At 43.3% G+C, this 25,000-nt stretch carries 22 protein-coding genes and 4 pseudogenes; 22 read left to right on the top strand and 4 right to left on the bottom strand.

Annotated elements, in window-relative coordinates:
- Positions 1 to 837 precede the first annotated feature (837 nt).
- The 7 genes from ASG81_RS23190 (at position 838) to ASG81_RS23155 (ending at position 6,885) form a co-directional block, all read left to right on the top strand.
- Positions 838 to 1,668 (top strand): helix-turn-helix domain-containing protein, encoded by an 831-nt coding sequence (locus ASG81_RS23190; RefSeq protein WP_056639850.1) that lies wholly within the window; start codon positions 838 to 840, stop codon positions 1,666 to 1,668.
- A gap of 188 nt (positions 1,669 to 1,856) precedes the next feature.
- Complete coding sequence (locus ASG81_RS23185; RefSeq protein ID WP_056639847.1) at positions 1,857 to 2,801, top strand: helix-turn-helix transcriptional regulator; 945 nt, start codon at positions 1,857 to 1,859, stop codon at positions 2,799 to 2,801.
- A 73-nt stretch (positions 2,802 to 2,874) separates the two neighbouring features.
- Positions 2,875 to 3,360 carry a DinB family protein gene (locus ASG81_RS23180; RefSeq protein ID WP_056639844.1) on the top strand — a complete coding sequence of 162 codons (486 nt, stop codon included), beginning with the start codon at positions 2,875 to 2,877 and terminating at the stop codon, positions 3,358 to 3,360.
- Between the two features lie 73 nt (positions 3,361 to 3,433).
- Entirely contained in the window at positions 3,434 to 4,315 is an 882-nt protein-coding gene (locus ASG81_RS23175; RefSeq protein WP_056639841.1) for an SPL family radical SAM protein, read from the top strand.
- A 629-nt stretch (positions 4,316 to 4,944) separates the two neighbouring features.
- Positions 4,945 to 5,424 carry a GNAT family N-acetyltransferase gene (locus tag ASG81_RS23170; protein ID WP_056639839.1) on the top strand — a complete coding sequence of 160 codons (480 nt, stop codon included), beginning with the start codon at positions 4,945 to 4,947 and terminating at the stop codon, positions 5,422 to 5,424.
- Between the two features lie 312 nt (positions 5,425 to 5,736).
- On the top strand, positions 5,737 to 6,087 hold the full coding sequence (locus ASG81_RS23165) for a hypothetical protein (protein WP_056639833.1): 351 nt from the start codon (positions 5,737 to 5,739) through the stop codon (positions 6,085 to 6,087).
- Positions 6,088 to 6,663: 576 nt separating this feature from the next.
- On the top strand, positions 6,664 to 6,885 hold the full coding sequence (locus tag ASG81_RS23155; protein ID WP_056639827.1) for a hypothetical protein: 222 nt from the start codon (positions 6,664 to 6,666) through the stop codon (positions 6,883 to 6,885).
- 220 nt (positions 6,886 to 7,105) lie between these two features.
- Here the strand turns inward: ASG81_RS23155 and ASG81_RS23150 are convergent, their stop codons facing one another.
- Positions 7,106 to 7,987 carry a LysR family transcriptional regulator gene (locus ASG81_RS23150; RefSeq protein WP_056639825.1) on the bottom strand — a complete coding sequence of 294 codons (882 nt, stop codon included), beginning with the start codon at positions 7,985 to 7,987 and terminating at the stop codon, positions 7,106 to 7,108.
- A 108-nt stretch (positions 7,988 to 8,095) separates the two neighbouring features.
- Between ASG81_RS23150 and ASG81_RS23145 the strand changes: the two genes are divergently transcribed.
- The 4 genes and pseudogenes from ASG81_RS23145 to ASG81_RS33115 form a co-directional block, all read left to right on the top strand.
- Positions 8,096 to 8,965: an alpha/beta fold hydrolase gene (locus ASG81_RS23145; RefSeq protein ID WP_056639822.1), complete on the top strand. Its 870-nt coding sequence runs from the start codon at positions 8,096 to 8,098 to the stop codon at positions 8,963 to 8,965.
- Positions 8,966 to 9,361: 396 nt separating this feature from the next.
- Positions 9,362 to 11,884, top strand: coding sequence for an RCC1 domain-containing protein (locus ASG81_RS23140; protein WP_056639820.1), 2,523 nt, complete (start codon positions 9,362 to 9,364; stop codon positions 11,882 to 11,884).
- Between the two features lie 508 nt (positions 11,885 to 12,392).
- Positions 12,393 to 12,716 (top strand): annotated as a pseudogene (locus ASG81_RS33120) (NucA/NucB deoxyribonuclease domain-containing protein); the annotation flags it as partial.
- An 87-nt stretch (positions 12,717 to 12,803) separates the two neighbouring features.
- On the top strand, positions 12,804 to 13,097 hold a 294-nt coding region (locus ASG81_RS33115), incomplete at its 5' end, for an excalibur calcium-binding domain-containing protein (protein ID WP_235548995.1).
- A gap of 480 nt (positions 13,098 to 13,577) precedes the next feature.
- Here ASG81_RS33115 and ASG81_RS30275 read toward each other — a convergent pair.
- Positions 13,578 to 13,879 (bottom strand): annotated as a pseudogene (locus ASG81_RS30275) (ATP-binding protein); the annotation flags it as partial.
- Positions 13,880 to 14,203: 324 nt separating this feature from the next.
- Here ASG81_RS30275 and ASG81_RS23125 point away from each other — a divergent pair.
- The 8 genes and pseudogenes from ASG81_RS23125 to ASG81_RS34125 all read left to right on the top strand — a co-directional run bounded on the left by ASG81_RS23125 (position 14,204) and on the right by ASG81_RS34125 (position 20,885).
- Positions 14,204 to 15,001 (top strand): YheC/YheD family protein, encoded by a 798-nt coding sequence (locus tag ASG81_RS23125; RefSeq protein ID WP_056639812.1) that lies wholly within the window; start codon positions 14,204 to 14,206, stop codon positions 14,999 to 15,001.
- Positions 15,002 to 15,111: 110 nt separating this feature from the next.
- Positions 15,112 to 15,534 (top strand): hypothetical protein, encoded by a 423-nt coding sequence (locus ASG81_RS23120; protein WP_056639809.1) that lies wholly within the window; start codon positions 15,112 to 15,114, stop codon positions 15,532 to 15,534.
- Positions 15,535 to 16,221: 687 nt separating this feature from the next.
- Positions 16,222 to 17,505, top strand: a pseudogene (locus ASG81_RS23110) (spore germination protein); the annotation flags it as partial.
- A gap of 1 nt (position 17,506) precedes the next feature.
- Positions 17,507 to 17,892: spore germination protein (locus tag ASG81_RS33110; RefSeq protein WP_235548994.1), on the top strand; the 386-nt coding region annotated here is incomplete at its 5' end.
- Between the two features lie 34 nt (positions 17,893 to 17,926).
- Complete coding sequence (locus tag ASG81_RS23105; protein ID WP_056639803.1) at positions 17,927 to 19,096, top strand: Ger(x)C family spore germination protein; 1,170 nt, start codon at positions 17,927 to 17,929, stop codon at positions 19,094 to 19,096.
- Between the two features lie 156 nt (positions 19,097 to 19,252).
- Positions 19,253 to 19,501 (top strand): hypothetical protein, encoded by a 249-nt coding sequence (locus tag ASG81_RS23100; protein ID WP_056639800.1) that lies wholly within the window; start codon positions 19,253 to 19,255, stop codon positions 19,499 to 19,501.
- Positions 19,502 to 19,690: 189 nt separating this feature from the next.
- Positions 19,691 to 20,466 (top strand): annotated as a pseudogene (locus ASG81_RS34130) (GerAB/ArcD/ProY family transporter); the annotation flags it as partial.
- Between the two features lie 41 nt (positions 20,467 to 20,507).
- Positions 20,508 to 20,885, top strand: a complete 378-nt coding sequence (locus ASG81_RS34125) for a GerAB/ArcD/ProY family transporter (RefSeq protein WP_442952951.1) — start codon at positions 20,508 to 20,510, stop codon at positions 20,883 to 20,885.
- Between the two features lie 8 nt (positions 20,886 to 20,893).
- Here the strand turns inward: ASG81_RS34125 and ASG81_RS23085 are convergent, their stop codons facing one another.
- Positions 20,894 to 21,892: a sensor histidine kinase gene (locus tag ASG81_RS23085; protein ID WP_056639791.1), complete on the bottom strand. Its 999-nt coding sequence runs from the start codon at positions 21,890 to 21,892 to the stop codon at positions 20,894 to 20,896.
- A 9-nt stretch (positions 21,893 to 21,901) separates the two neighbouring features.
- Between ASG81_RS23085 and ASG81_RS23080 the strand changes: the two genes are divergently transcribed.
- The 3 genes from ASG81_RS23080 to ASG81_RS23070 all read left to right on the top strand — a co-directional run bounded on the left by ASG81_RS23080 (position 21,902) and on the right by ASG81_RS23070 (position 24,697).
- Positions 21,902 to 22,783, top strand: coding sequence for an extracellular solute-binding protein (locus ASG81_RS23080; RefSeq protein WP_235548993.1), 882 nt, complete (start codon positions 21,902 to 21,904; stop codon positions 22,781 to 22,783).
- 184 nt (positions 22,784 to 22,967) lie between these two features.
- Positions 22,968 to 23,882, top strand: coding sequence for a carbohydrate ABC transporter permease (locus ASG81_RS23075; protein ID WP_056639790.1), 915 nt, complete (start codon positions 22,968 to 22,970; stop codon positions 23,880 to 23,882).
- The gene (locus ASG81_RS23070; RefSeq protein ID WP_056639787.1) at positions 23,879 to 24,697 is read left to right on the top strand and encodes a carbohydrate ABC transporter permease; all 819 of its coding nucleotides are present in this window, start codon (positions 23,879 to 23,881) and stop codon (positions 24,695 to 24,697) included. The genes ASG81_RS23075 and ASG81_RS23070 overlap by 4 nt, the downstream gene beginning before the upstream one ends.
- Before the next feature lie 122 nt (positions 24,698 to 24,819).
- On the opposite strand, the gene ASG81_RS33105 is transcribed toward ASG81_RS23070, so the two are convergent.
- A partial coding sequence (locus ASG81_RS33105; protein ID WP_235548992.1) for a hypothetical protein occupies positions 24,820 to 25,000 on the bottom strand: 181 nt, incomplete at its 5' end.

The raw sequence follows: 25,000 nt of genomic DNA, 5'->3' as shown, positions 1-25,000 counted from the left end.
TGGTCCAGAGCAAGCGTCTTAAATGAAAGATTCATTTTGGGGAGGAATAANCTGTGGTGTCGCGTGAGCGGCATGGATGGCTAACGGGCAGATTAACGCAACTTTGGTCCAGAGCAAGCGTCTTAAATGAAAGATTCATTTTGGGGAGGAATAAYAATRAAAGCTATCAAGAGAAGTCTAATTTTTTCAATTTTGATAGGAGTTTGCATGTACCTAATAGAAGCGTCATATCATCGCAAAGAAGTCSAAAAAACTATCAAAGAACTCGAACAAAGCGAATTCGCTCCCGTAATTCAATACTTCCCAGAAACTTTTAATTTTTACTTAATAACTGAATACCTTTGGTTGGATCTATTTATTTTTGTAKGCGTCTCATTTATTGTATTCTTATTTGCAAACCTTCTTTTTAATAAAAACAACAATTCTCAATCATTGTTACACTAACGCGTCTCATTTATTGTATTCTTATTTGCAAACCTTCTTTTTAATAAAAACAACAATTCTCAATCATTGTTACACTAACGAAGACGAAACTCATCAAGATCTAAAGATCAACGGCATATAAATTGATTTGATTAAGGAATATGAAGATAAACGGTTACAGGATGATCAACGCTAACAAATACGTATTGGTCATTACGCTAACGGGTACGATAGCTTAATCAATGACAAGAGGAATAACCAATTACGGCACGACCCGTTTTTATTAAGCTAAAGGTCAGAAGTTAAGGCTTCACTTCAACTGTTGGTTGAATAATAAAGAATATCAAATACCAGGTTATTGTTTGTTTCAGTTAACATCAATAAAATTGGTGTTAATAAGGAGCGTGAGAAGTTATGAAGGACACACTGGCAAGAAACATAAACAGGTATCGTAAGGAAAAGGGACTAACACAAGAAGAACTTGCGCAAATACTTGGACTTAGCTTTCAAGCAGTTTCAAAATGGGAAAATGCTCATACAATGCCCGAAATCTCATTGTTACCAAGTCTTTCTAAAGCATTGGAGGTAAGTATTGAGAAACTACTTGGGTATGTAACACATGATAAACAGATCACCATTTACGAGGAAGAATACAAAACACCAGAATATTATTGGGGTGTTGAACCCAATACAGCATGTTATGAAGTCATTCGTTTAATGCCCCCTACCAAACATCTAAAATTATTAGATATTGGTTGCGGTGAGGGGAAAGACTCTGTATTTTTTGCGAGAAATGGATATGATGTCACCTCAATTGATGTATCAGATGCAGGTATAGAAAAAACTAAAATGCTTACTGATAAAGTTGGTGTATCGGTTGAAGTTTTTAAAGCAGATATATTAGATTTTCGCTTGGATTCCAATTTCGACATCCTTTTTTCAAGCGGCGTATTACATTATATTAAGCCTGAATATCGAAACGACATATTTAGTAATTATAAGCAATTTACAAATACAAATGGTATTCATGTGTTTAATGTGTTTGTCAACAAACCTTTTATAGCTCCACCACCTGAAAAGGAACCCAATGCGTTTAAGTGGCATTCTGGAGAGTTACTTGCACAATATAACGATTGGCTCATTAAGGACAGTTCAGAAGTTATATTTGACTGTAATTCCTCAGGCATCCCTCACAAACATGCAATGACTAAAATGATTGCACAAAAAACTATCTCATTGAGCTAAACGGGACGATAGTGCAATGACAACAGGCTGCCGATAATTCAGCAGCCTATTCAGCTCTGGCAGAATAACGTAGTTATACATAGAAAAATGATATAATAATCTAGGTTCAAACTTTCGTGCTAAGTCGTATTAAAAGCAAAAAAACAAAAGTAAGAAAATGAAAAAGTAGAAAAACTTCAGAGGACATCATGAAAATTGAACGGTTACTAGCTATTATTGTTTACTTACTCAACCATGGACGCATTAGTGCAAGTACATTAGCTCAACGGTTTGAGGTATCTATACGTACCATTCACCGTGATATGGAAGCAATCAACAGATCGGGAGTACCCATCGTTTCTTATCAGGGAAATGGTGGGGGGTTCGAGATTATGTCAGGTTATAGATTGAGTCATCAGATTCTGCGGAAAGAAGAGCTATATTCGATTATCGCTGGTCTTAAAGGAATACAATCCCAATGGAGTGATCAGTCAATTGTAGGTACGATAGACAAGATGCGCAATTTACTCCACAGGACTGAGACTACTCAGAATTGGAATGAAGATGAACTGATACTTGACTTATCACCATGGGGTAACAATAACGACGAGAAGCAAACAGTTGTTTTTCTCCGAGAAGCAATACAAAGTAGGAATGTTGTTCACTTTGAGTACACAAATTCACAGAATATCACAACTGATTCTTGGGCTGAACCTGGCTCAGTTGTTCTAAAGGGATCACATTGGTATCTATATGGTTATTGCAAAAATAATGAAAAACACAAGCTCTTTCGATTGTCTAGAATGAAGAAACTTGTGATTAGTAATATAACGTTCGATAGGGAACTAGTGCCTTATGATGCTGCTACTATCGAAAAAAAATGGTTACTCGAAGGTAAGACAATAAATTTGTTGTTACGCTTCCAATCAAATGTTAGAGGACGTGTAGAAGATTCTTTCCGCGATGGCCACATTAGATACAATAATGATGAATCATTAACGGTTGAAGTTGTATACCCGGAAGACGATTGGGTGTATGGCATGATATTAAGCTTTGGCGAAGCGGTCGAGGTAATAGAGCCCCTACATATTAGAGATATTATTTGCAAAAAAGCAAAAAAGATATGGGAGAACTACACAAAAAAAGAATGTTGATTTCAAATATGTCATATAGTTGTCTGGTTATCAGTCGTACAATAGGAGCATCCATCAATTAAGGAGGTCAACTATGACGCAGAATGTACAGGCAGTCATCCAGCAATTTGGGGAATTAACTCACTGGATTCAATCGCTTTTAGTTATGAACGATGAAAAGTGGAGGATGCCGATCAAAGAGGGTAAGTGGTCACCGAGTGAAGTTATTGCACATTTGCAAGGGTGGGATCAATACATGAAAGATTATGTTATTCCTGCTGCATTGAAAGGAGAGGTAGTATTTCCGGAACATAATGAGTTTAATGCTAAATCTTCAAAACATGCCTTTTCTGGAATATCTAAAACAAATATGATCGAAGAGGTAATTCAAACAAGAGTTACATTAGTGAAAGAATTACTTTGTCTATCTGAACAGGATCTGCAAAAAAATATTACTGTTAATGGATACACTAATTGCCCAAATACAAATAAACCCTTTACTCTGTTACATCTTGTTACAGAATTTATTGAACATGACCAGCACCATAAGAGACAAATTGACCAATATGTATCCGTATGATTGGGCATCCGTAACAAGTCTCTTGTCTAAATTATCGGCGTTGAAATGGCTCATATGGAGGGAGTGAAGTACTATGCAATCCGTATCGGCGAAAAGCATCCTGATTCCGAACAAGTACCCTTCCGGCTGGTTTGGCATTAAGTATACGATGAACCTATATCGCGGCTGCGATATTCAATGCATATACTGTGATTCGCGCAGTGAGCGGTATGGCATTGACGACTTTCATAATGTTACCGTCAAAACAAATGCATTAGAGTTGCTGCGTAAGGAATTGGCAACGAAAAGAAGCAGAGAGTCGACGATCGGCACAGGATCGATGAGCGATCCGTATACGCTGATGGAACGAAAGTTGCAGATGACGCGGCGAGCATTGGAGATTATTGCGGAGTTTCGGTTTCCGGTTCATATCACGACAAAGAGCGATCTCATCCTTCGTGATTTGGATATATTGCAACATCTGAGCCGTAAATATGCTTCGGTTGCGGTATCGATTACTACCGCCGATGACGAACTGGCCCGTAAGCTGGAGCCGCATGCGCCTTCGTCGACGGAACGATTCAAAACACTGGCTGAGCTTGAGAAGATCGGCGTAGTTACAAGTATGACGATGATGCCTATCCTTCCTTTTCTCGAGGATCAGTCTGAGAACATCGATCGGCTTGTTGAGAAGGCGGCAGCTGCAGGCGTCAAGCATATTATAGCTGTGTTCGGAGTCACGTTGCGAGACCGGCAGCGGGATTATTTTTTTCGTAAGTTGGATGAAGGGTTTCCAGGACTGAGCGAACGATACAAACGTAAGTTTGGTAATGCATATGAATGCAGGTCGGAGCGTGAGGATGAACTGATGATACGGTTTCATGAAGTCTGCTCAAGGAACGGGATATCGACAAGGATGCCATCTTATCAGATGCCAGTTTCTAACGCAGTCCAAATGAGCTTGTTCGACGAATAAATCGAAAAAGTTCAAAACATAAAAGTGAGAAAGTAACTATTTAGAAATTGGGTAGTTAGTCAAATCTCGTTGAGCTGAGAACGATAGTTTAATTAACCGCCTATGACTAGGCGGCTTCTAGTTGGTTGAAACGATAACGAGCTTTACAAAATGACCAATCTGTTAAATTGGAGAAGTGCTTACGAGTTAGCCGTAAAGATGGCTTCCAGTAAGCTTTTTTTATTTATTTTTTATTTATTTTCGAATCCAATAAAACTTGTACTTAACATTTTGATTCAATTGTATCATTTAGCTAAACATTTTGGGTGGGAGGAGGGTTACCCCTGAGACCATTGATAAAAACAAAAGGGCCATTCTTCAGAAGATGGCCTTAAAGCACGGTGCATAAAAACAGACCTCAAAGGGACTTTTATTGCTTCCATAACATTCTGTTACGAATCAGTCGAAACCTTTATTTTCACAAATGGGAAAGTGGTCTTGTATCCCTGCATTTGGTGAAAAAATGCACCGTTCGCCGGCTGCTGCTAATTTCCGGATTCCTGGCTGTGTCATTAAGCTAAATGGGCAGTATACTACCAAAATGTGGTATGCTTAAGACTTGAAATTCACAAAAAAGGCGTGACTATTAAATGAATTATGAATTATTTCAAGCTCCTAAAGAATATAAAAATATCATAAAAAATTTAATGCAATTTTATATTTATGATTTTTCTGAATTTGTAAAATGTGATGTTGAAGAAGATGGACTATTTGGGGCATATCCATATTTAGAAGAGTATTGGGGAGAAACGAATCATCGATTTCCATATGTCATTAAACAAGATGATAAGTATGTGGGTTTTGTATTAGTACGGTTTATTGAATCAGAAGAGCAGAATTACTTTTCAATTGCAGAGTTTTTTATAATGAAGAAATATAGAAGAGAAGGAATTGGTAAAGCAGTAGCCAAACAAATATTTAGTTTACATAAGGGGCAATGGGAAGTTTATCAACTAGAAAGCAATAAACCGGCTCAGATATTTTGGAACAAGACCATTGATGAATACACTCAAGGACAATTTAAAGATCGATTCGAAAACGGTAGAAGGATACAAGATTTTGTTAGTTAATCAAAGAAGTCATGTTACATCAGAAAAAAACAGTATTCATGCTGCGGTCTGGCAGGGGTGTTCTCCGTTACTGGCGTTAAGCTAACGGGTACGATAGCAAGCAAGGAGTAGTTAGCTGCGGCAGCTACTCCCTTTCTTTGTTAAGCTCCCATGGAAGAACGCACTTACTTCCATAATCTGTGGTGTCGCGTGAGCGGGCATGAATGGCTAACGGGTACGATAGTTAAAATACCAGAAGGGCTGCCACGCAGCAGCCCTTCGTTCCGAACAGGCAGAATAGGATGATTTCATTCATCTGGAACGGAGGATTATATGAAGTTTATACGAAATTTTTTTTTCGGGGATTTAGACAAATTTAGTCAGAGCCTCGGTTATTCAACATGGAATGAACTACAAGAAAATACATTTCACATATTTAGAATTCCGCCAGATGCAGAATGGCTCGTATCTCAGTTACCTGATAAAAAATGGGCGGTATGGAATGATGAAGGACAACCGCCATTTGGTTTTACTGTATTTTCAAAATGGGATGAAGCAATAAGATATTTAAGAAATGTATTTGATAAGAACAGTTATCCCGAAGAAAATTGGGTACCAGAAGGTTATGATTTAAATGATGACGTTTTTTCTATTCCACCAGAGAAAAGTAAACGGATTGAGTGAAATAGTTTTTTATCGTTGTTACGCTAAAGGGTACGATAGCTCAAAAACAAGAAACCGACAATAATGGATGTATTAGGAGGGCAACTTGAGAAGAAGAATAGGTATAACTGCTACTTTAATTGTCATGATATTTATAAGTTCCATTTTTATCAATCAAAAATTTATTTTCAATCCTATCTTATTTCAGCAGGATAAAATAACAAGTAATGACTGGAGTATTTATAGCTTCCGATCCGCAAATGCGTTCTGGCCTCCCCAGCCCCGATCTCCACNAAGGTCCAATTATATTCCAATTCAGATATTACGAAAATGGTGTTGCCGCGGATTTAGGCAATGGTATTGATTTTGTACCGATTTCTGATGAACTGAAGGGATTATTGGAGAAATTGAACTAACTATATCCCGATGACCTTACAGTTCTTAATTGAGCTAACGGGTACGATAGCTCCATAATGCTTTACTACGTAGGCTGCTGGTGATTCGCTCGACAGCCTGTTGAGCTAAGAATAGCACAACTTTAAATCGTAGTTTGCGTCTTTGTGTTAAGCGTTTCAATTATGTAGTGGAGGTAATTAGATGAAAAACATCTATGTAGGATGCACTTTTTTTATAAGCGGAATCATCCTTTACTCACTGCGTTTGGTTGCAGGTGTAATATATGATGAAGCTCGAATGAGACCTATTAGTGGAGGCGGTAATTTAGTAATTGAAAATATAAGCTGGCTGTCACTTGGAGTAGCAGTAGTTCTAATTATTTTAGGGCTTATTCTCATTATCAGAGGTTATTTTAAAGATTAGTTTATTGAACTACCATGAAAGAACGGATTAACTTTCATGCTCTGTGGTGCAACATAAGAGATACATGGATGGCTAACGGGTACGATAGTTGAGGAGTATGTGCTTGCACAGCTCCTTTTTTTTTATTGAAGTAACGGGTAGGGTAGGATAGCAAAAACTTAAGAGGTTAATGTCACATGTAAAAAGAAAAGCAATCCCCGCAAATGCTCCTGATCTTTTATCATTCAGTGGGATACCTTTCACGTATGAATTCAAGAAATATATTCGATACAGGGGTAAGTCTCTTATCCTTTTTCCAAACGACTCCAATCGAAAGCTCGCATTCCGGTTCTTCCACCTTCACCCAGATCAACGGATGATTTTGAAGTCCCAACGTCTTTGGCAACAAAGCGACCCCAAATCCAGCAGAAACCAATCCGGCTACCGTATCCAATTCGTCTACATGAAATACGGTGTTCGGTTGAATCTGCGTTGTTTCGAACAACTTATTGATGGTGAAGCTTAGTCCGCAGGATGGTTTTAATCCGATATAAGGCTCCTCCTGAAGCTCCTTCAAGCTTATGCTGCTTTTGTTAACCCATTGATGGTTAAGGGGAAGCACAAGGAACAGTTCTGAGTTACCTATTAAATGCCAAAAAAATGGTTCATTTACAAACTCCGGTGTAGTTATGCCGAAATCGCAGTCGCTATTTGAAATTAGCGTCATCAGCTCATGGTTGGAACTCTGATGCAGCTCGAATCGGATGTCAGTGTATCGTTGCCGGAACGAACCGAGCAAGGACGGAATTAGCTGGGCTCCAAGCATATGAAGGAAACTCAGAGAGATTATTCCCGTCGAAGGATCGATTTGATTCGCAATATCCTGCTTAACCATCTCAATTTGCTTTAAAATGAGCTTGGCACGTTCGAAAAAAAGGCGTCCATACCGATTCAAAACCAAGTTGCGGCCGCTGCGTTCAAATAAAACCACGCCTAACTCCTTCTCCAGAACGGCGATAGAACGACTTAAAGCAGGCTGAGATAGGGATAATTCTTTCGCAGCCTTCGTCATATGCTCTAATTTCGCAACTGCGATAAAATATTCGATCTGCTGAAGCTCCATTAAATCCCCCCCTAATTGATTACAAAAAATCATGATTAGTATAAAAATTATAAATTAGACGTTATAAAAAAACAAGTATACAATTCTAACTACAAGGAGGAATGGTAAATGGTGATTAATAAACAATTACAGAATGAATGGCGGAAACCCGCTGTACATCTGGTGACTGGAGGCAGAGGCGTTAAGCTCCATGTCGAGGAGTCCGGCAATGTTCAAGGCCAAACTCTACTATTTATTCACGGCGGATCGCAGTGCCACTTATGTTGGAATAAACAGATTCATTCAGAACTCGCTTCGGATTTTCGGCTGGTCACTATGGATTTGCGGGGTCATGGACTTTCGGAGAAACCGAAAGATGGGTATGGTGAAGCACAGCTGTGGGCGGATGATATTCACGCTGTCATACATGAGCTGAATTTAATGCAGTCGATATTAGTCGGTTGGTCGTTCGCGGGAATTCCAATTCTCGATTATATTCGTGTTTATGGGGAGAAAGATATTGGGGGCATTCATTTTGTCGGAGCGATAACCCGACTTGGCAGGGAATCTTCTATGGTTGATTTGGGTGTTGACACGCTGCAATTTTCAACAAGCTTTTTTTCAGATGAACCGATAATAAGAATAAATGCTCTGGATCAGTGGTTGAAGCAGTGTGTTCATCACAAAGAGCTGTCTCAGGAAGAGCATTATTTTTTTCTCGGGTGTAATGTAATCGTCCCGGCTTACGTTCATCAAGGAATCTTCACCAGGCAAGTGTCGAATGACGATCTGTTAACATCGCTTACCAAGCCAGTCCTTGTCACGCAAGGAATGCATGATCGAACAGTCAATCTTGCAGTCGGACAACGAATTGCTGAAATCACTCCCTACTCCAGATTATCGCTGTATGAAGAGGCAGGACATGCAGTCTTCTGGGATCAGCCGGAACGGTTTAATCATGAACTGCGAGAGTTTATACAATCGATAGCATTGAACTAACGGGGAACGTTAGTTCAACGAGTTCTAGCTACCTGATTACGAAAACCGGATTCCTTTGTAGAATAAAGGGTTCGGTTTTTTCACGTAATGAATTGCTTAGCGTACGATTTTTTCCGTTTCGTGAGGTGACCCCTAAGAGGTCAATTCATCCAAAATCAACCAACTTCCTCAGACCTCTTTTAATTAAATTCCATTAAATTCCTCTTCACATCTCTAAATGACCGATTGTTGACTGAACAACCATATTTCCGTCCATATCGAGTTCATTCAATGCGAAATATACCGATGTTTGTGTTGATATTTTTGGTAGATTTGTTTTGTGATAGTGCAATGAGCACATTCATAGATTTTGGTAATATGGTAGATTTAAGGTAAAAAATAATGGAGTGAAGATGGATGAGACGATGGTTTATGCTTTTAGTTTGTGGATTTTTGCTGCTGACGCTGCTTCTGCCCTTTCAGGCAGCCACTGCTGAGGCCGGTTCCGCGGTGGTAGCAGAGAGTTCGAATGCGGGTGTAACGATGGTTGCAGCAGGAGGGGGTCATCTCGCTCTTAAAGAGGACGGAACCGTCTGGACGTGGGGAGACGGTCTTCCCGTTCAGGTAAAAGACCTCGAAGAGGTGGTTACCGTAGCTGCAGGAGGGGGTCATAGTCTTGCTCTTAAAGAGGACGGAACCGTCTGGGCATGGGGAAGCAATGAGTATGGTGTACTTGGCAAAGACCCATATAATACAGGATCCAGTTTAACCCCCGTTCAAGTGCAGGGTCTCAGTTCAGTAGTCGCCATCGCTGCGAGCGGTCAACATAACTTGGCGCTCGAAAGCGACGGAACCGTCTGGGCGTGGGGACTTAATAGCTCTGGGCAACTCGGCAATGGAACAGCGACAGACCATTTAACTTACTTCCATACTCCGGCTCAGGTGCGAGATCTCGATTCGGTGACCGCCGTAGCTGCGGGTGCTGGCCTTAGTTTGGCGATCAAAAGCGACGGAACCGTCTGGGCGTGGGGAAACAATTATTATAGAGATGTCAGCGGAACAACGTTAACCCCCGTTCAAGTGCAGGGTCTTAGTTCGGTAGTCTCCATCGATACGAGCGGTAGCCATAGTTTGGCGGTCAAAAGCGACGGAACCCTCTGGGTGTGGGGATATAATTCCGCTGGCCAACTCGGAGATGGAACAAGGACAGCCCGTAACACTCCCGTTCAGCTGCAGGGTCTCAGTTCGGTAGCGGCCATCGATGCGGACGAAGGGTATAGTTTGGCGCTTAAAAGCGACGGAACCGTCTGGGCATGGGGATGCATTCCAAAAGGCGGTGAATGCTACGAATCTGACATTCGTACCACTCCCGTTCAAGTGCAAGATCTCAGTTCGGTGGTAGGTATATCTGCGGGTTTTGGCCATAGTTTGGCGCTCAAAAGCGACGGAACCGTCTGGGCGTGGGGAGGAAATATGTATGCACAACTCGGTGATGGAACACGGAGAGCCGGTTATATTCCTTTTAAAGTTCAAGGATTTGGCTGGGCCAGTCCTGAAACGCCAGAGTGGCCTGCGGGCGACGTGCTCACGGTTGCCGATGTGACCTATAACAGCGTACAGCTGAATTGGCAGCCGGCTACGGATGATACGGGTGTAGACATGTACTTGGTATATCAAGACAACACGCCGCTGGGTACCCTAAACGGGGATGTGAATAGCTATGAAGTGAAGGGGTTGTCTCCAAAGTCGTCCTATCTCTTTTCACTGGTCGCCATCGATGCCGCCGGCAACCAAAGTGTGAAAAAAGACGTGACGGTCACTACTACTGTATATAATCCAGTACCAAAACCAGAAACGCTGCTTTACCGGTTCAACGGAACCATTCCTGGGTCCGGTTCGGAAACGCTGCTTTACCGGTTTAATGGAACCATTCTAGACTTTGACAAAAGCCGTATTTTGTGGAAAAAACCAGGCGATAAGGTGCTCTGGCTGTACAATCAAACGGATGGAAACCAAGTAATGGTTGATGATGTCACCGGGGCCGATTATATCATAAGAACAGCGAAGCTATCCGCTGACGGCGTTGTATATTCCTTATCAGGAGGGAAGGTTGCGACTCATTATTGGAAGGACGGCGCGGTTCAAAATAGCTGGCACGGGCAGAGCCTGTACGAAGCAAAAGGGAATTTTGTGGTATTTACCAGCAGCGTTGTAGATGTAACTACGGGACAGTCCCGAACATTACCGAATTCCAATTTTAAAAATACGAACCGATTTGACTTGTCAGGCGACGGAACCGTGGTTTATGTGGATCCAACTTATAGATCGAACCTCTACAAGTCGCTTCCTGACGGTACGTTGACGACGCTGGTGCCGCCGTCTGCTGATTACTTAAGCTACGGCGGGCCCTTGACGGACGGAAAAAACATCATCTACAAGGTACTCAAATGGACGAGTAGCGGATACAAGTGGGGGGTCCGATTGCGTGATGCCAATGACAAGATTACCACATTAGCCCTAAACCCTTTTTATAAACCTTTTTTTACCAACACAAGAACGGACTATCAGATCAATAATGGCTGGATTGCCTATCAGGAGTATAATAAAGAAAAAGATAATTGGATCTTGTATGTCCGGTCGCCGGAAGGCGAAACCAAACAGATTTTTGAAACCCCTTCACAGACGTGGAAACAGTCGTGGTATTCAAGAGTTGGCCTCTCCATCAACCAGTTGGAGGCGGACGGCTCTGTGGTATACGCGGCGAACTCGGGGACGTACCTTTATTCTGCTCAAGAGAATAGACACGTGCCTGTATCTGGCGTTCCGGGGAAGTTAGAATACCAGGAGTATGTCTTCAGCGGTCCGGGAGAGAAGCAGTACCGGTTTGGAGCATGGTACCGGCTTGACGGCGGTTCATTGTACGCGATTCGAATGAGCTGAAGAGTATCTTAACAGAAGAACGCAGAAAAGATAAATGTAAAACACTCTAACGGACACGATAGCATCGAAGGGCTGCCGCGTGGCAGCCCTTTTCTCCGCTAAACTGTTAGTCTAAAACGAAACCAATAGGGGGCTTTGCATGTCTCCCCTTTACATGGTTGTTCTTTGAAAATAAAATGAGAGGNAGCATCGAAGGGCTGCCGCGTGGCAGCCCTTTTCTCCGCTAAACTGTTAGTCTAAAACGAAACCAATAGGGGGCTTTGCATGTCTCCCCTTTACATGGTTGYTCTTTGAAAATAAAATGAGAGGAAAAAATATGATCGGAGAGTTTTAATTGAAAATTACTCGTTTACTATGTTTGGCTTTAATTGTAATGTTCGTTYCCGCTTGTAGCGGTACCGCAACATCGCCGCAAGAAACGATGGCGGTTTCAGACCCTTCTATTTYACAGAAAGCTGTTGCATCCTCTACTCCTTCACAATCAGTCTCAATTCAGACTGAACACGACGAATACGACTTCGAACTCATCTTTYCAAGCGATGATTATCCTGAAACCGCCTTACATATCCTTGGTGCCATCGAACAAGGCTACGCTGATGTCTGTACGATAGACCGTAGCGGAGCTGATGAAAAYCGCAAAGAATCATTRGCTGGAATAGCTACCCGTGACGGTTACGATCGGGACGAATGGCCGATGGCAATGTGTGAGGAAGGCGGTAAAGGTGCTAGTGTAGCTTACGTTGAATCGAGTGACAATCGCGGGTCTGGCAGTTGGGTTGGGCATCAGCTTTCGGCGTATGAGGACGGAGAAAAGGTGCTGTTTATAGTTGAGAAACCGAAAAATCTATTTTCGAGTCAACCAGCAACACCGACTTCTACGGCCCAATTTCTTCAAAAGAAAAGATCGGATATTATCGGNAGTGACAATCGCGGGTCTGGCAGTTGGGTTGGGCATCAGCTTTCGGCGTATGAGGACGGAGAAAAGGTGCTGTTTATAGTTGAGAAACCGAAAAATCTTTTTTCGAGTCAACCAGCAACACCGACTTCTACAGCACAACCAACAGACGATCTAAAAGYAACTGTAGAACAGGATGTCTATTATGCGAATTGTACAGCTGTACGCGAAGCCGATAAAGCTCCGCTCYATCGAGGTGATCCTGGTTACTCTAAAAAGTTAGATCGGGACGGCGATGGAGTAGCTTGTGAAAAATGAATAAGTAAAACAGAAGCCCACCTGGTTAGTGGGCTTCGTTTTATTTTCGTGATATTGTGATTGATTAAAACATGTATCTGAACTTAATAAGCTGTCGCTCGGGATTTTGGACTTTCGCGGACGCCATTTCCATCTGTATTCCTTGAATTTTTATGCCAAAACATCGTTGACCATCGTGGCACGTGCCTAAATTGATTTTATGATGTTTTGGCACAAAAAAACAAGCTCATTTTATCTGTGCCGAAAAGTATGCTTTATGACACTCTTTCTTGGAAAGAGAACTTAGAGGGGATGCTAAAAGCGGTTGCGTTAAACTGCCAAAAGTTGAGCAGGATGCCAGTTTTCATCGCCAGCCTGTCATCATGACGCTATCGTACCCGTCGTAGTATTTTCTATTATTTGTTTGTTCCATAACTTCAACCATAAGGAGCAGGTCGCCGCGGTTCCTGCTCCAGTTATGGCTTTCGGGAATTGTTAGGATGGCGGACCCAAAAAGATGAGATTCTCCTGGTGCTCTACAAAGCGGAGCGTGGCCATGTCCCGAATCCGGCGCTCGTCGATCGAAGGTTGAAAGCGAAAGTCGCATTGGTCCAGTGTCTTATGATACGGCAAATGGGCGGCCATCCGCGTTTTTATGCGGATAAAGCGTTCGTGCCTGGCGCTAATTTCTTCCTGCAACAGTTTGTCGAGAAACTCAAGTACGAATGATTGTGTTTGGCAGCTTCCTCGGCCTGCGTATGCAGGATTTCCGGAATTCGGCTCGCCGGCCAATGGGGCTCCATGAAGGAGCGCACAAGCCCGGCAATCCGTGTCGTGCTCATGCCTTGATGCTTCATGTGTTTCAGCATGTAGAATTCCCTATTTCTGATCATATTGTATCTCCCCCGTTTGGGTGATTGTGTGCCACTATTGGGGATTTTACCACTGCCGCTCACAAGATCTCATAGGAGGGCCGAGTAGCAAGCCGCTCTTGCACAGCTTGTGAGGGGTTCTTCCTCGAAATGGGCAGATATAGTAATGATAGTAGCCCTTACGAATTGAATATTAGTCACATACCCTAAAATTAGTCTTATGACCCGAATTTATCAAAAGAAAGGAGTCATTATTTGGGGAATAATGCCACCATCCTGAAAACAGGTACCACTAAAGATAAATGGGGAAAGTTTAAAGTTTTAAACGGCTCAAAAAAACTGGTCCCATTCTTGCCGGCCACACTAAGGATGACGAAGCAAGCGTTGTGGGAACTTATCGACAAATACGGTACGGTGATGCTTAAGCCTTGTGTCGGTCATTCAGGTTACGGTGTAATTCAAGTTTGTAAGAAAAAAAATGATCAGTTGGAAATCCATGCTAAATATAAGAAAGTCACTTTGGATGGAAAAAAACAAACATTTAATGCATTGAAAAAGGGTATCCGTAATTACAAATATTTTGTTCAACATCGTTTGAAAAAGGGTATCCGTTCTTACAAATATATTGTTCAACGTCGTATACCTTTAGCTGAAATAACTAACCGGCCTTTTGACCTCCGAGTAATGGTACAACGCAAAAAACATTCCGAATGGAAAGTCACCGGAATGTTAGCCAAAGTAGCTAATGAAGGTTATGTCATTACGAACGTTACAAACACAATATTGCCAGCGAAAAAGGCGATACAACAGTCTTCTATAAAAATTAGTTCCTGGCAAGAGTTATTACCGAAAATTCATAAAATCTCACTACAAGCTGCACAACGATTAGGCGATTTTTATCCTTTTCAACGTACCATAGGTTTTGATATCGGTTTGGACCACAAAGCAAAAATCTGGATTATTGAGGCCAATTTTGCGCCGAGTACTAGGGATTTCCTTTTGTTAAAAGATAAATCGATCTATCGTAGAATTATGTCTTATAAAAAAGGATAATACAGCAATACCTGCTAATCAATTAGATTTTTGAAATGATGGATTTTTTAATGGAGATAAAGTTCTTATCACAAAATAATTGAATTTCAAACTAAGAATGAGGTGATAACATGGGAATTCAGAAATGTAGGGCTCGAGTTACTATATTAGGTTTCACTGTTCTTAAGATAAATGATGTTTCTCCAGAAGGGCCTCCTGATACCTATACCGTTCAAACTCGTGTAAATAATAACCCTATAACAGAGATAGGTCCTATAAATGTCAATCCCAGTTCCATCGGTGTTGTATTAAACCCAACTAAACTTGTAGTTTTTAGTCGTATATTTCTAAAACAAAAAAAAATTAGACTTAAAATTGAGACTAAAGTTACTGAGTTTGATTCTTTTTCTTTTAATGATGTTGCTGAGGCGGAAACAGAACTCTTTATTCCCTGTGACTGTTGTGAATCACTTGTAGTAGATTACAACCCAAGAGTAATGGGTGGCGGGAACGATGTTAGGGTATTCTATAAAATTGAGTTGGAAGACCTTTGATTTCCGTCTTTCAATTTTGAATGCAGATAATGTAATTACTCTCACACAAAAAGAATTTTACTTTGCAGGAAGGAGCTGCCGTGGCAGCTCTTTTACATCTTCACAAAATAAGAAATTTTGTACATATGTACTGACAGGTGTTAAGCTCCCATGAAAATTAAATCCGCGAAAAACCCCAAAAAGACAATAATAAATTAGACCTATCCGAATGATTTTTTTAAAAAAGGCTGAGCCTGAGAAGAGTTATGAAATCAAAGTACCAAAGACCTTTCAAGGCTGAATATAAAAATGAGGCTGGTGCAGCAACCAGAGTAGGATTAATCTCCCATGAGTGCCTCCCAAAAGGGAGCGACAATCTGTGACGCACCGTGGTCGCCCAAGTCAGACTAACGGATGGGCTCTATGGCACTATAGCTTATCGACCTTTCTCTCCCAGCCATAGTAGCAGTATTGACAGATTCTTCGACCCATTTTCATCATCTGTGGTGCGGCGCTTGCGCCGCATGTGTGGCTAACGGGCAAGATTGTGGTGAAGGGTAGGGGCTTCATCCCATAAAGCAATATTATGTCGCAGCTACGCTGATCTAGATCAAAGGCTTTTATACTCTCCCCTCCCTTGGAAAAAACTGCATAGTTACCGTCAATAAGAACCATACTATCACCAATGCGAAAACAGGGTGATACTCCATGAGTGACAGTCTTTCTGGCGTTTCATCACAGGGAACCGATACGGCGCAGTCAAGCGGGCAGGCAGGGATTAACAGCAATCAGCCGACCGGCAAACCAAAACATCCAATCTCCGATCAACTGGACGATAATCTGCTTCAGCTTAAAGAGATATTCGCCAAAAATTCCGACATTATATTCAGGTATTGGTCTTACGGTCCCGATATGCAGCATAGAGCTTGTTCTGTGTATTTTGAAACTCTCATGCAAGGTGAAATTGTTAATTATATGAAGTCTTCCCTTCAGGATCTCGTAACTCATGAGCTCGGCCCCGCTGAGGATATCATACCTCAGGATGTCATCTCCTTTTTTGAGCAAAACGGGGTTTCCGAGAAAAAAGCGGGGATTATTGCAGATTTCAATCAAGCGGTGGGAGAAGTTACAAGCGGCAATATCGTCATTTTTTTTAATCAGTGGAATAAGGCTCTGAATTATAAATCGATGATGGTCGAGTCGAGACAGATCACAGAACCGTCCAACGAATCGGTTGTTCAGGGGCCTCGGGAAAGCACCGTTGAAAACTTGAAAAAAAATATTGGTCTTCTTCGTATGCGTCTGAACACCCCAAAATTCAAGGTACAAAAAATTATCACGGGTGGAGAAACAAATACCAAAGCTGTTTACGGATATGTTGAAGGCGCTGTAGACTCGGAACTATTGAAGGAATTTGAAAAAAGAATAGAGCAAGTTAGTCAGATGGAAGTATTGGAGACCGCTTATATTGAACAATTGATTGAGGATTCCACCTGGTCGCCTTTCCCCCAGCATCGGTATACGGAACGTCCGGATGTGGCGGTGGCCGCCCTGTTGGAAGGCAAGATTGTGGTTTTGGTGCAGGGCACAGGAAGTATTTTATTATGTCCGGGTTTGTTTACGGAGTTTTTCCAATCCAGCGAGGATTATTATCAAAGAACGGTGTATTCGACCATGATCCGGTGGCTTCGAATCGTCGCATTTATAATTGCTTTGTCACTGCCGAGCATCTATATTGCTTTATCGACATTCCATACCGAGCTGATTCCTACGGTTTTGCTGCTTGCGATTATCGATACGAGGGAAGGAATACCGCTGCCGGCCTTTTTTGAAGCGCTCCTTATAGAGTTTTTCTTTGAGCTGCTGCGGGAAGCGGGAGTCCGGCTGCCAAAACCGATCGGTTCCACCGTAAGCATTGTTGGGGCACTCGTCATTGGGGAAGCGGCGATCAGCGCCGGTATCGCTTCGCCGATCATGGTCATCATCGTCGCGNCGATCGGTTCCACCGTAAGCATTGTTGGGGCACTCGTCATTGGGGAAGCGGCGATCAGCGCCGGTATCGCTTCGCCGATCATGGTCATCATCGTCGCGCTGACGGGTATCGCATCGTTTGCGATTCCTCAATACAGCATTGCCGTATCGCTTCGGATACTGAGGTTCCCGCTAATGCTTTCCGCTACTGTAATGGGGGGCTTCGGCATTATGATTATGTTCCTGCTTATTTTGCTTCATCTATGCGAGCTTCGCTCGCTTGGACAACCTTATCTGGCATCGCTCGCCCCGTTTCGGTTTAGTCAGCTGCGGGATGTATTTGTAAGGGTTCCGTTGAAAGTTTTGCTGCGCTCCGTCCGCAATAACGTTAATAGACCAAATAAGTAGCTTACGACAAATTTGAATCCGGAAAGAATGAGATATGATGAAAAAAGGCATGGTTATTCTACTTTTGTTGGCCGTTCTGCTCATACTCCCTGGCTGCTGGAACAAAGAGGAGCTGGATGAATCCGGGTTTGCGATGGCCATTGCGCTGGATCAGGGAAAGGGCGGGACACTCGATTTAACGACACAAATTTACCGTCCGTCCAACACGAAAGGTGCTAGCAGCGGCTCAGGAACAAAACAAACCAAAAACCTTTTGATCAGGACGTCGGATGACTCCCTGTTAGAAGCGATTCGCGACATTCCGCTTCATTTGGGAAGAAAAGCGAAGTGGAGCCATTTGCGTATTATTTTGGTGGGAGAGAAGCTGGCCGCTGCAACCGACGTCGGCAAGCTGATTGATCTTTTTTATCGTGATCATGAGCCGCGGCACACAGTTTCCATCATGATCGCGAAAGGGCGCGCCGAAAAAATATTGGAGAAAAAGCCGGAAATTGAACAGACGATTGGCCAGCAGCTTATGCTGACCAAGCAAGTATCCTTCAAAAGCTCAGCCAAGTCGATGGACACCACTCTGCTCAAATTGGCGCTGCAAATGAACAGTCCGCAGGGGGATGCGTCCATCACCTATGTTTATGAAGACAAGAAAAATAAGGATGTTTTAAACTCGGCAGGCCTAGCCCTTATCAAAAAAGGAAAAATGACGGGTATTCTATCTYCCAAAAAAGTGGAGGGGCTGGTTATGCTGCGGAATGAGATTGTATCCGGGGCTATCGAAGTCCCTTGTCCCGGAAAAAAGTATGAATCGGAGTCGCTTGAAATTATTTCCTTTAAAACGAAATTGAAACCAAAGCTCATAGGAAATAAGGTACACGTACAGGTCAAGTCCCAGGTGCAAGGGGCAGTCGGGGAATTGAAGTGCACAAACATTAAAACAAAAAAAGATGAAGCTGAATTCACGCATAAAATGGAGGAACAAATCAAGCATCAAATGTTTGAGACGGTCCAATTTCTTCAAAAGAAAAAATCGGATATTATCGGGATTGGCAACAAGATTGCAGGTGCGCATCCGAAACAATGGAATAAAATGAAAGAAGGATGGGACGAGCAGTATGCGAAAATCCCTTTCGATATTCAAGTWAAATTACAGCTTGTAACGACTGGAACGGTTATAGGCAAACCGACTGTATCGGGGGAAGATCGGTAAATAGCGAGTGTTTACGAAGAGCGTTTCGCTTCGTAAAGCTATAAGGGNAACGACTGGAACGGTTATAGGCAAACCGACTGTATCGGGGGAAGATCGGTAAATAGCGAGTGTTTACGAAGAGCGTTTCGCTTCGTAAAGCTATAAGGGGGGATCGGTGTGAGTGAACGCATATTTGTCCTGTTGATTGTATACAGCGCGATTTTTTTGTATGATCGTTCGCTTCTGAAAAGAAGCTCGGACAAGGGAGAGAAGGCAGTCTACATCATCCTTATCATCATCTCGCTGTATCTCAGTGTCAGTTATGCGGGAAATCTAAACTTTATATGGTGGTATGATCTGGTTGATCTCACACTTACCGATACAGCACGTGCAATCGATAAATGGCTGACAGTGCCCAAACCATGATTTTGCAGCAGAGGAGGAGATAAGCATGAGTAAACAGGAAACGGTTAGTCCCCAGCAAATGGGAGTTCTCTTCTTCGCCTTTATGACNCTATGATCTGGTTGATCTCACACTTACCGATACAGCACGTGCAATCGATAAATGGCTGACAGTGCCCAAACCATGATTTTGCAGCAGAGGAGGAGATAAGCATGAGTAAACAGGAAACGGTTAGTCCCCAGCAAATGGGAGTTCTCTTCTTCGCCTTTATGACCGGGTCTTCCATCATTAACATTCCGAGTCCGCTCATCGGCAAAGCGGGAAACGGCGCATGGCTTTCACTCCTGATCTCGGGCGGAATCAGTATGGGTCTGCTAGGCTGCATACTCTATTTGCACCGGCGGTATCCGGATAAGACCTTTGTCGAATACAGCCGTAATCTGATCGGAGTATGGCCGACCGCCATTATGTCCGTGCTTCCGCTTTCTATGATGATGCAAATGCTGACGGGGATTGTTCTCGATATCGGCCTGTTCATGAGAAGCTCGATGCTGAGAGAAACGCCGACATATGCGTTCACTTCTTTGATCTATATGGTAGCGGCCTTGAGCGCTCGGGCAGGCATCGAGGTCATCGCCAGAATGTTTTTGCTGATCATGATCCTTATCGCTTCTTTTATTGCAGCCGTGCTGCTGTTAGCCTTTGAGAATTACGATATTGCATTTCTTATTCCCGTTATGCCGGATGGAATAAAGCCGATACTGAAAGGCGCTTTTTTCTCATACGGATTTCCTTATGCCGAATGCTTTCTGTTTACGATGCTTTTTCCATTCGTCAAAAAAGGTACCGACGGCAAATTAAAACGTGCTATGTTTCTGGCATTATCTACTAATATTGCCACTTTGTGCATTTCAACGATCTGTACGATCATGCTATTTGGACCGCTTGCCGGGGTGAAGAAGTATTCGATCTATGAACTTGCCCGCACNTAATATTGCCACTTTGTGCATTTCAACGATCTGTACGATCATGCTATTTGGACCGCTTGCCGGGGTGAAGAAGTATTCGATCTATGAACTTGCCCGCACGGTCGATGTTCAGGAAATCATCACAAGAATTGAGTCGGTTATCGGCATGTCGCTAATCGCCGGTTCTTATATGAAAGCAACGATTACGTTGTATGTGATTAGTTTGTACGTGTCTCAATTATTTAAGTTCAAAGATTATAAATTGATTGTTACGCCAATCGCGCTCATCGCTTTTCTAAATACGCTGGTCGGTTTTGATTCGGATATGGATTGGGTAGAGGTCGTTTCGGTCGTTCACCCGCTGTGGGTATGGCCGGGGTTTATCTTGCCTCTAGCACTAATCATAACTGTCTCTTTGTTTAGAAAGCCTTCGGGCTGACCGATAAGCTAAGCGTTTGATTGCTGACCGGCGTGGGCGGGAAGCTTCGGCAGCTCAACGGTTACGGTTGTTCCTTGACCTAGGCTGCTTGCCATTTTCATGGAAGCTTGACTGCCAAATAAATGCTCCACCCTTTTCCGGGTATGGGATAATCCGATATGCCTTAGACCGGAGTTTTTCTTATGTTCACCCATATCCCAAATCACCTGCAGCTGATGCGGATCAATGCCAATTCCGTCATCCTCAATTTGAATGACAAGAACCTGTCTGGTAACGGATGCGGAAATGCGTATCGTGCCTGTCGCATCTTTTGGACAAATGCCGTGGAAAATCGCGTTTTCCACAAAAGGCTGGATCAGGTTGCGGGGGACCAAACAGTCATTAGCCTCATCTTGGATATCCCATATGACCTCAAACATATCGATATAGCGATAGGACTGAATGGCGATATAATCACGCAGCAAGCGGATTTCTTCACTCAGCGGGATAAGGGATTGAGCCCCGTCCATTTTGACCGCATCCTGCAAAATTCGAATGAAAGAGCCAACCATGCGGACAATATCGTCATTTCCTTGCATCTGTGCCATATAGATGACAGCGTTCAATGTATTGTATACGAAGTGTGGATTGAGTTGGGAAAGCAAAAGCTCCAGCTCCAGCTCCCGTTTATCTTTTTCATGGCGAATCGATTCCTCCAAATGCACCTGAAGCTGATTGGTCATACGGTTAAAGCCAAGGCCGAGCTTCTCGAGCTCATCCCCGGTTCTAATATTAACGGACGTGTGCAAATTTCCGCTCGATACGGCATTCATGGCATGGTATAAGCGCATGATCGGCCTTGTAATGCGGAATATAGCCGGCATCATGAGAAGCAGAATCAAAATCGTGCTGGTCATTGAAAAAAAACCGAGCAAATAGATGACGATTTTCCCCCGTTCCATCAATGAGGCTTTAGAAATAAAGGTTGTGAGCATCCAGTTGTTGCTCTCAAAGCGGTCGATCAGCATATAACCCCCTTGGACGGAAGAGATCCCTTCTGCCCGGATGATATGAGCGTAGCGGGCATCGCTTACATCAAATCGCTGGCCAAGGAATATTTCGGAACGGACAACACGGAGGAAATGGAAGCCATTTTCATGAACTGGGATGCGTTTATTGAAAAAGGAAAAGAGGTTCTGCAAAAAAGCGGAGGCAAGGTGAAAATGATCCCAAGCCTCGGCGACGTGCATCAAACGCTGAAAGGACAGCGTGCCGAGCCGTATTTTGACGGTGACAAGCTGAATGTGAACATGCTCGAAAGCACTGTAACCGATCTAGTCAAGTTTCGGGACTCGGGCATTATAGATAAGCTTGATCAATGGACGCCGGCATGGAATGCGACGTTTGGCGGAGACAAATATATATTCGCTATGTCTCCCGTATGGATGCCGCAGTATGTAATCGGACCTAATGATAAAAAGGATGACCGTTGGGCGCTGATGGTGCCTCCGGGCGGCGGTTTCATTAGAGGGGGATCCTCGCACGGTATTCCGAAAGGGGCAAAAAACGCAGAGCTTGCCTGGAAATGGATCGAATTCACATCGATGTCGCAAGAAGGAGCGGTAGCGCAGAAAACGGATGGCGTGTTCACGCACTTTAAAAAAGCATATGAGGATCAATCGTTCACGAACTGGACGTGGAGAAATTTCGGCAGCCAGGATATCGGTGAAAAGTTTTTCGTCGACATTTCGGCGACAACAAAGGACATGCCGGAAAATATCAATGACCTGGTATTGGATGAAGTAATGAATATTGTGCTTCAGACGCTGGCCAAAGACGAATCGTTTGGCTTTGAGCAAGCTATGGAGAGGATTCAAAAGGAATTGAAAGCGAAGGCGCCAAACATCACTTGGGAGTAAGTTACGGGTAACAGCAACAATAAGCGGCCTGTTTATCGGCCGCTTTTCTTAAAATACAAGAATTTATATTTTTTGTATCTATAATATGACTTGTATTTCACCGCGAAACGAGCTTTTGCCGCCGTTGGACGGCGACAGCCGTTTACGCTTGTCACAACATGTCTAATAGTCAGGAGTGTAAGCGATGGTTGCCGTAAAAAGAAGATGGGTGCCTTACTTTTTTCTTTCTCCATATATGTTGTTTTATTTGGCCTTCGGCCTAATTCCTATGGTGTTTTCGTTATATGTCAGCTTGACGAGCTGGAACGGCATCGGCGACAAAACCTTCGTCGGTTTGGACAATTATAAGTATCTGTTTAATCCTGATTCCTATTTTTTTAAATCGGTCGGTAATACGCTGCTGTTTGTTCTCTTTACGCTTCCTATGCAAATTGTTTTTGGATTGATCATTGCCTCGCTGCTTTACAGCCGCTGGGTGAAGTGGAAAGGCTTTTTTCAATTGATCAACTTTCTCCCGTATATCGTGACGCCGGTCGCGGTGGGGCTGATGTTCAATCTTCTATTTGATTGGCAGGCAGGTTTTATTAATAAAATTTTGCTTCAGCTGGGGCTCATTGATGAGGGCATATACTGGCTGGGAGACCCGTTGTATGCGAGAATGGTCATTATCGTTATGCTGTTCTGGAAAGGCTTCGGCTATACGATGATTTTCTATCTGGCTGGACTTGCCAACATACCGAAGGATCTAAATGAAGCCGCACAAGTGGACGGAGCTACAGGGTATAGAACATTTATGTCCATCACGCTCCCACTGCTAAAGCCGGTCACGGTTTTCATCGTTATTACCGGCATCATTGGCGGCTTTCAGCTGCTCGAAGAGCCGATGCTGCTGCTCGGGGGCTCCGGAATGGGCTCCAGTACGGCAGTTATAGGCGGCCCGGACAGATGCTGCTTGACGACCGTATGGAATATGTATGATACCGCCTATGGCAGCATGACCCGTTACGGGCTTGGAGCAGCTATTGCTTATGGCCTGTGCATCATTATTGCGCTCTTCTCATTTATAGGCGCAAGATTTTATAGGGGGGAACAGGAATGAGTCACCGTTTCCGAACGATGCTGGCGACCTCCGTGATCGCCCTGCTTTCTATATTTGCGCTGCTGCCCTTCTACATTATGACGATTATGGGGACCTATCAGAACGAAGACCTTTTTACGAAGATCGTGCTTTTACCGGGTACGTATTTATTGGAAAATTTTAAAACGGTGGCGGCCAGCCGATTCGATCTCGTTTACTGGAACAGTCTGATCGTATCATTGGTGAGCACCGTGCTGTCGGTGCTTGTCAGTGCCTTTGCAGGTTTTGCCTTCGCTAAGCACGAGTTTAAGTATAAAAACAAGATTTTTGCCGCTGTACTGCTCACAATGATGATTCCCGGACAACTCGGTCTAGTCGCGTATGTCATTGAGATGCGTTATCTCAGCATGTCGGGAACTTTGCTTCCGCTTATCCTGCCTTGGGTGGCTAATGCGTTCGGCGTATATTGGATGACGCAGTTCATAAAAAGCGCGGTTCCTACCGAAGTGCTTGAGAGTGCGCGTATCGACGGCTGCTCGGATATAGGAGTGTTTTTCCGCATCGTCTTAGCCTTTATATATCCGGCGATTACGACGCTCTCGCTTCTTGTGTTCTTGTGGTCATGGAACAATTATTTGCTGCCGCTGATTATTGTCAATGAACCTGAGCTGTATACGATACCGCTCGGAATAACGGCGCTCGGAGACGCTTACCGTACGGATTTGGCGGCTCAAATATTAGGTTTGACGTTAGGTACGGTTCCGGTGCTTATCTTGTTCGCGATAGGGTCCAAAAGCTTTATCCGCGGATTGACTGCAGGATCGGTTAAGGGGTAGCGGGATTTTAAGATATATGCATTACGAACAAGCTGGCGCCTTTTGAGACGGCAGCTTGTTCGGCTGCATACGATTCCGGGTCTATTTCAAGCTTTTTTCGATTTATACAGGCAAATAATAATTTATTTTAAAAAAAGACTTGCAATACTAGGCTGATGCATGGTATATTCTAATTCCGGCCGAGAGAAACACGCGGACGACAAGCAAAACAAGCGAACCAAATGAAAGAAAAGATTGCTCTTTGAAAACTGAACAACGAGTAATAACTGCCTCGCAAATCCTTCGGGATAAGCGAAAAAAGCG

The sequence above is a fragment of the Paenibacillus sp. Soil522 genome (assembly GCF_001428245.1).
Taxonomy (GTDB): domain Bacteria; phylum Bacillota; class Bacilli; order Paenibacillales; family Paenibacillaceae; genus Pristimantibacillus.
The sequence above is the reverse complement of the archived record's forward strand: the minus strand, read 5'-3'. Positions and strand labels throughout refer to the sequence as shown.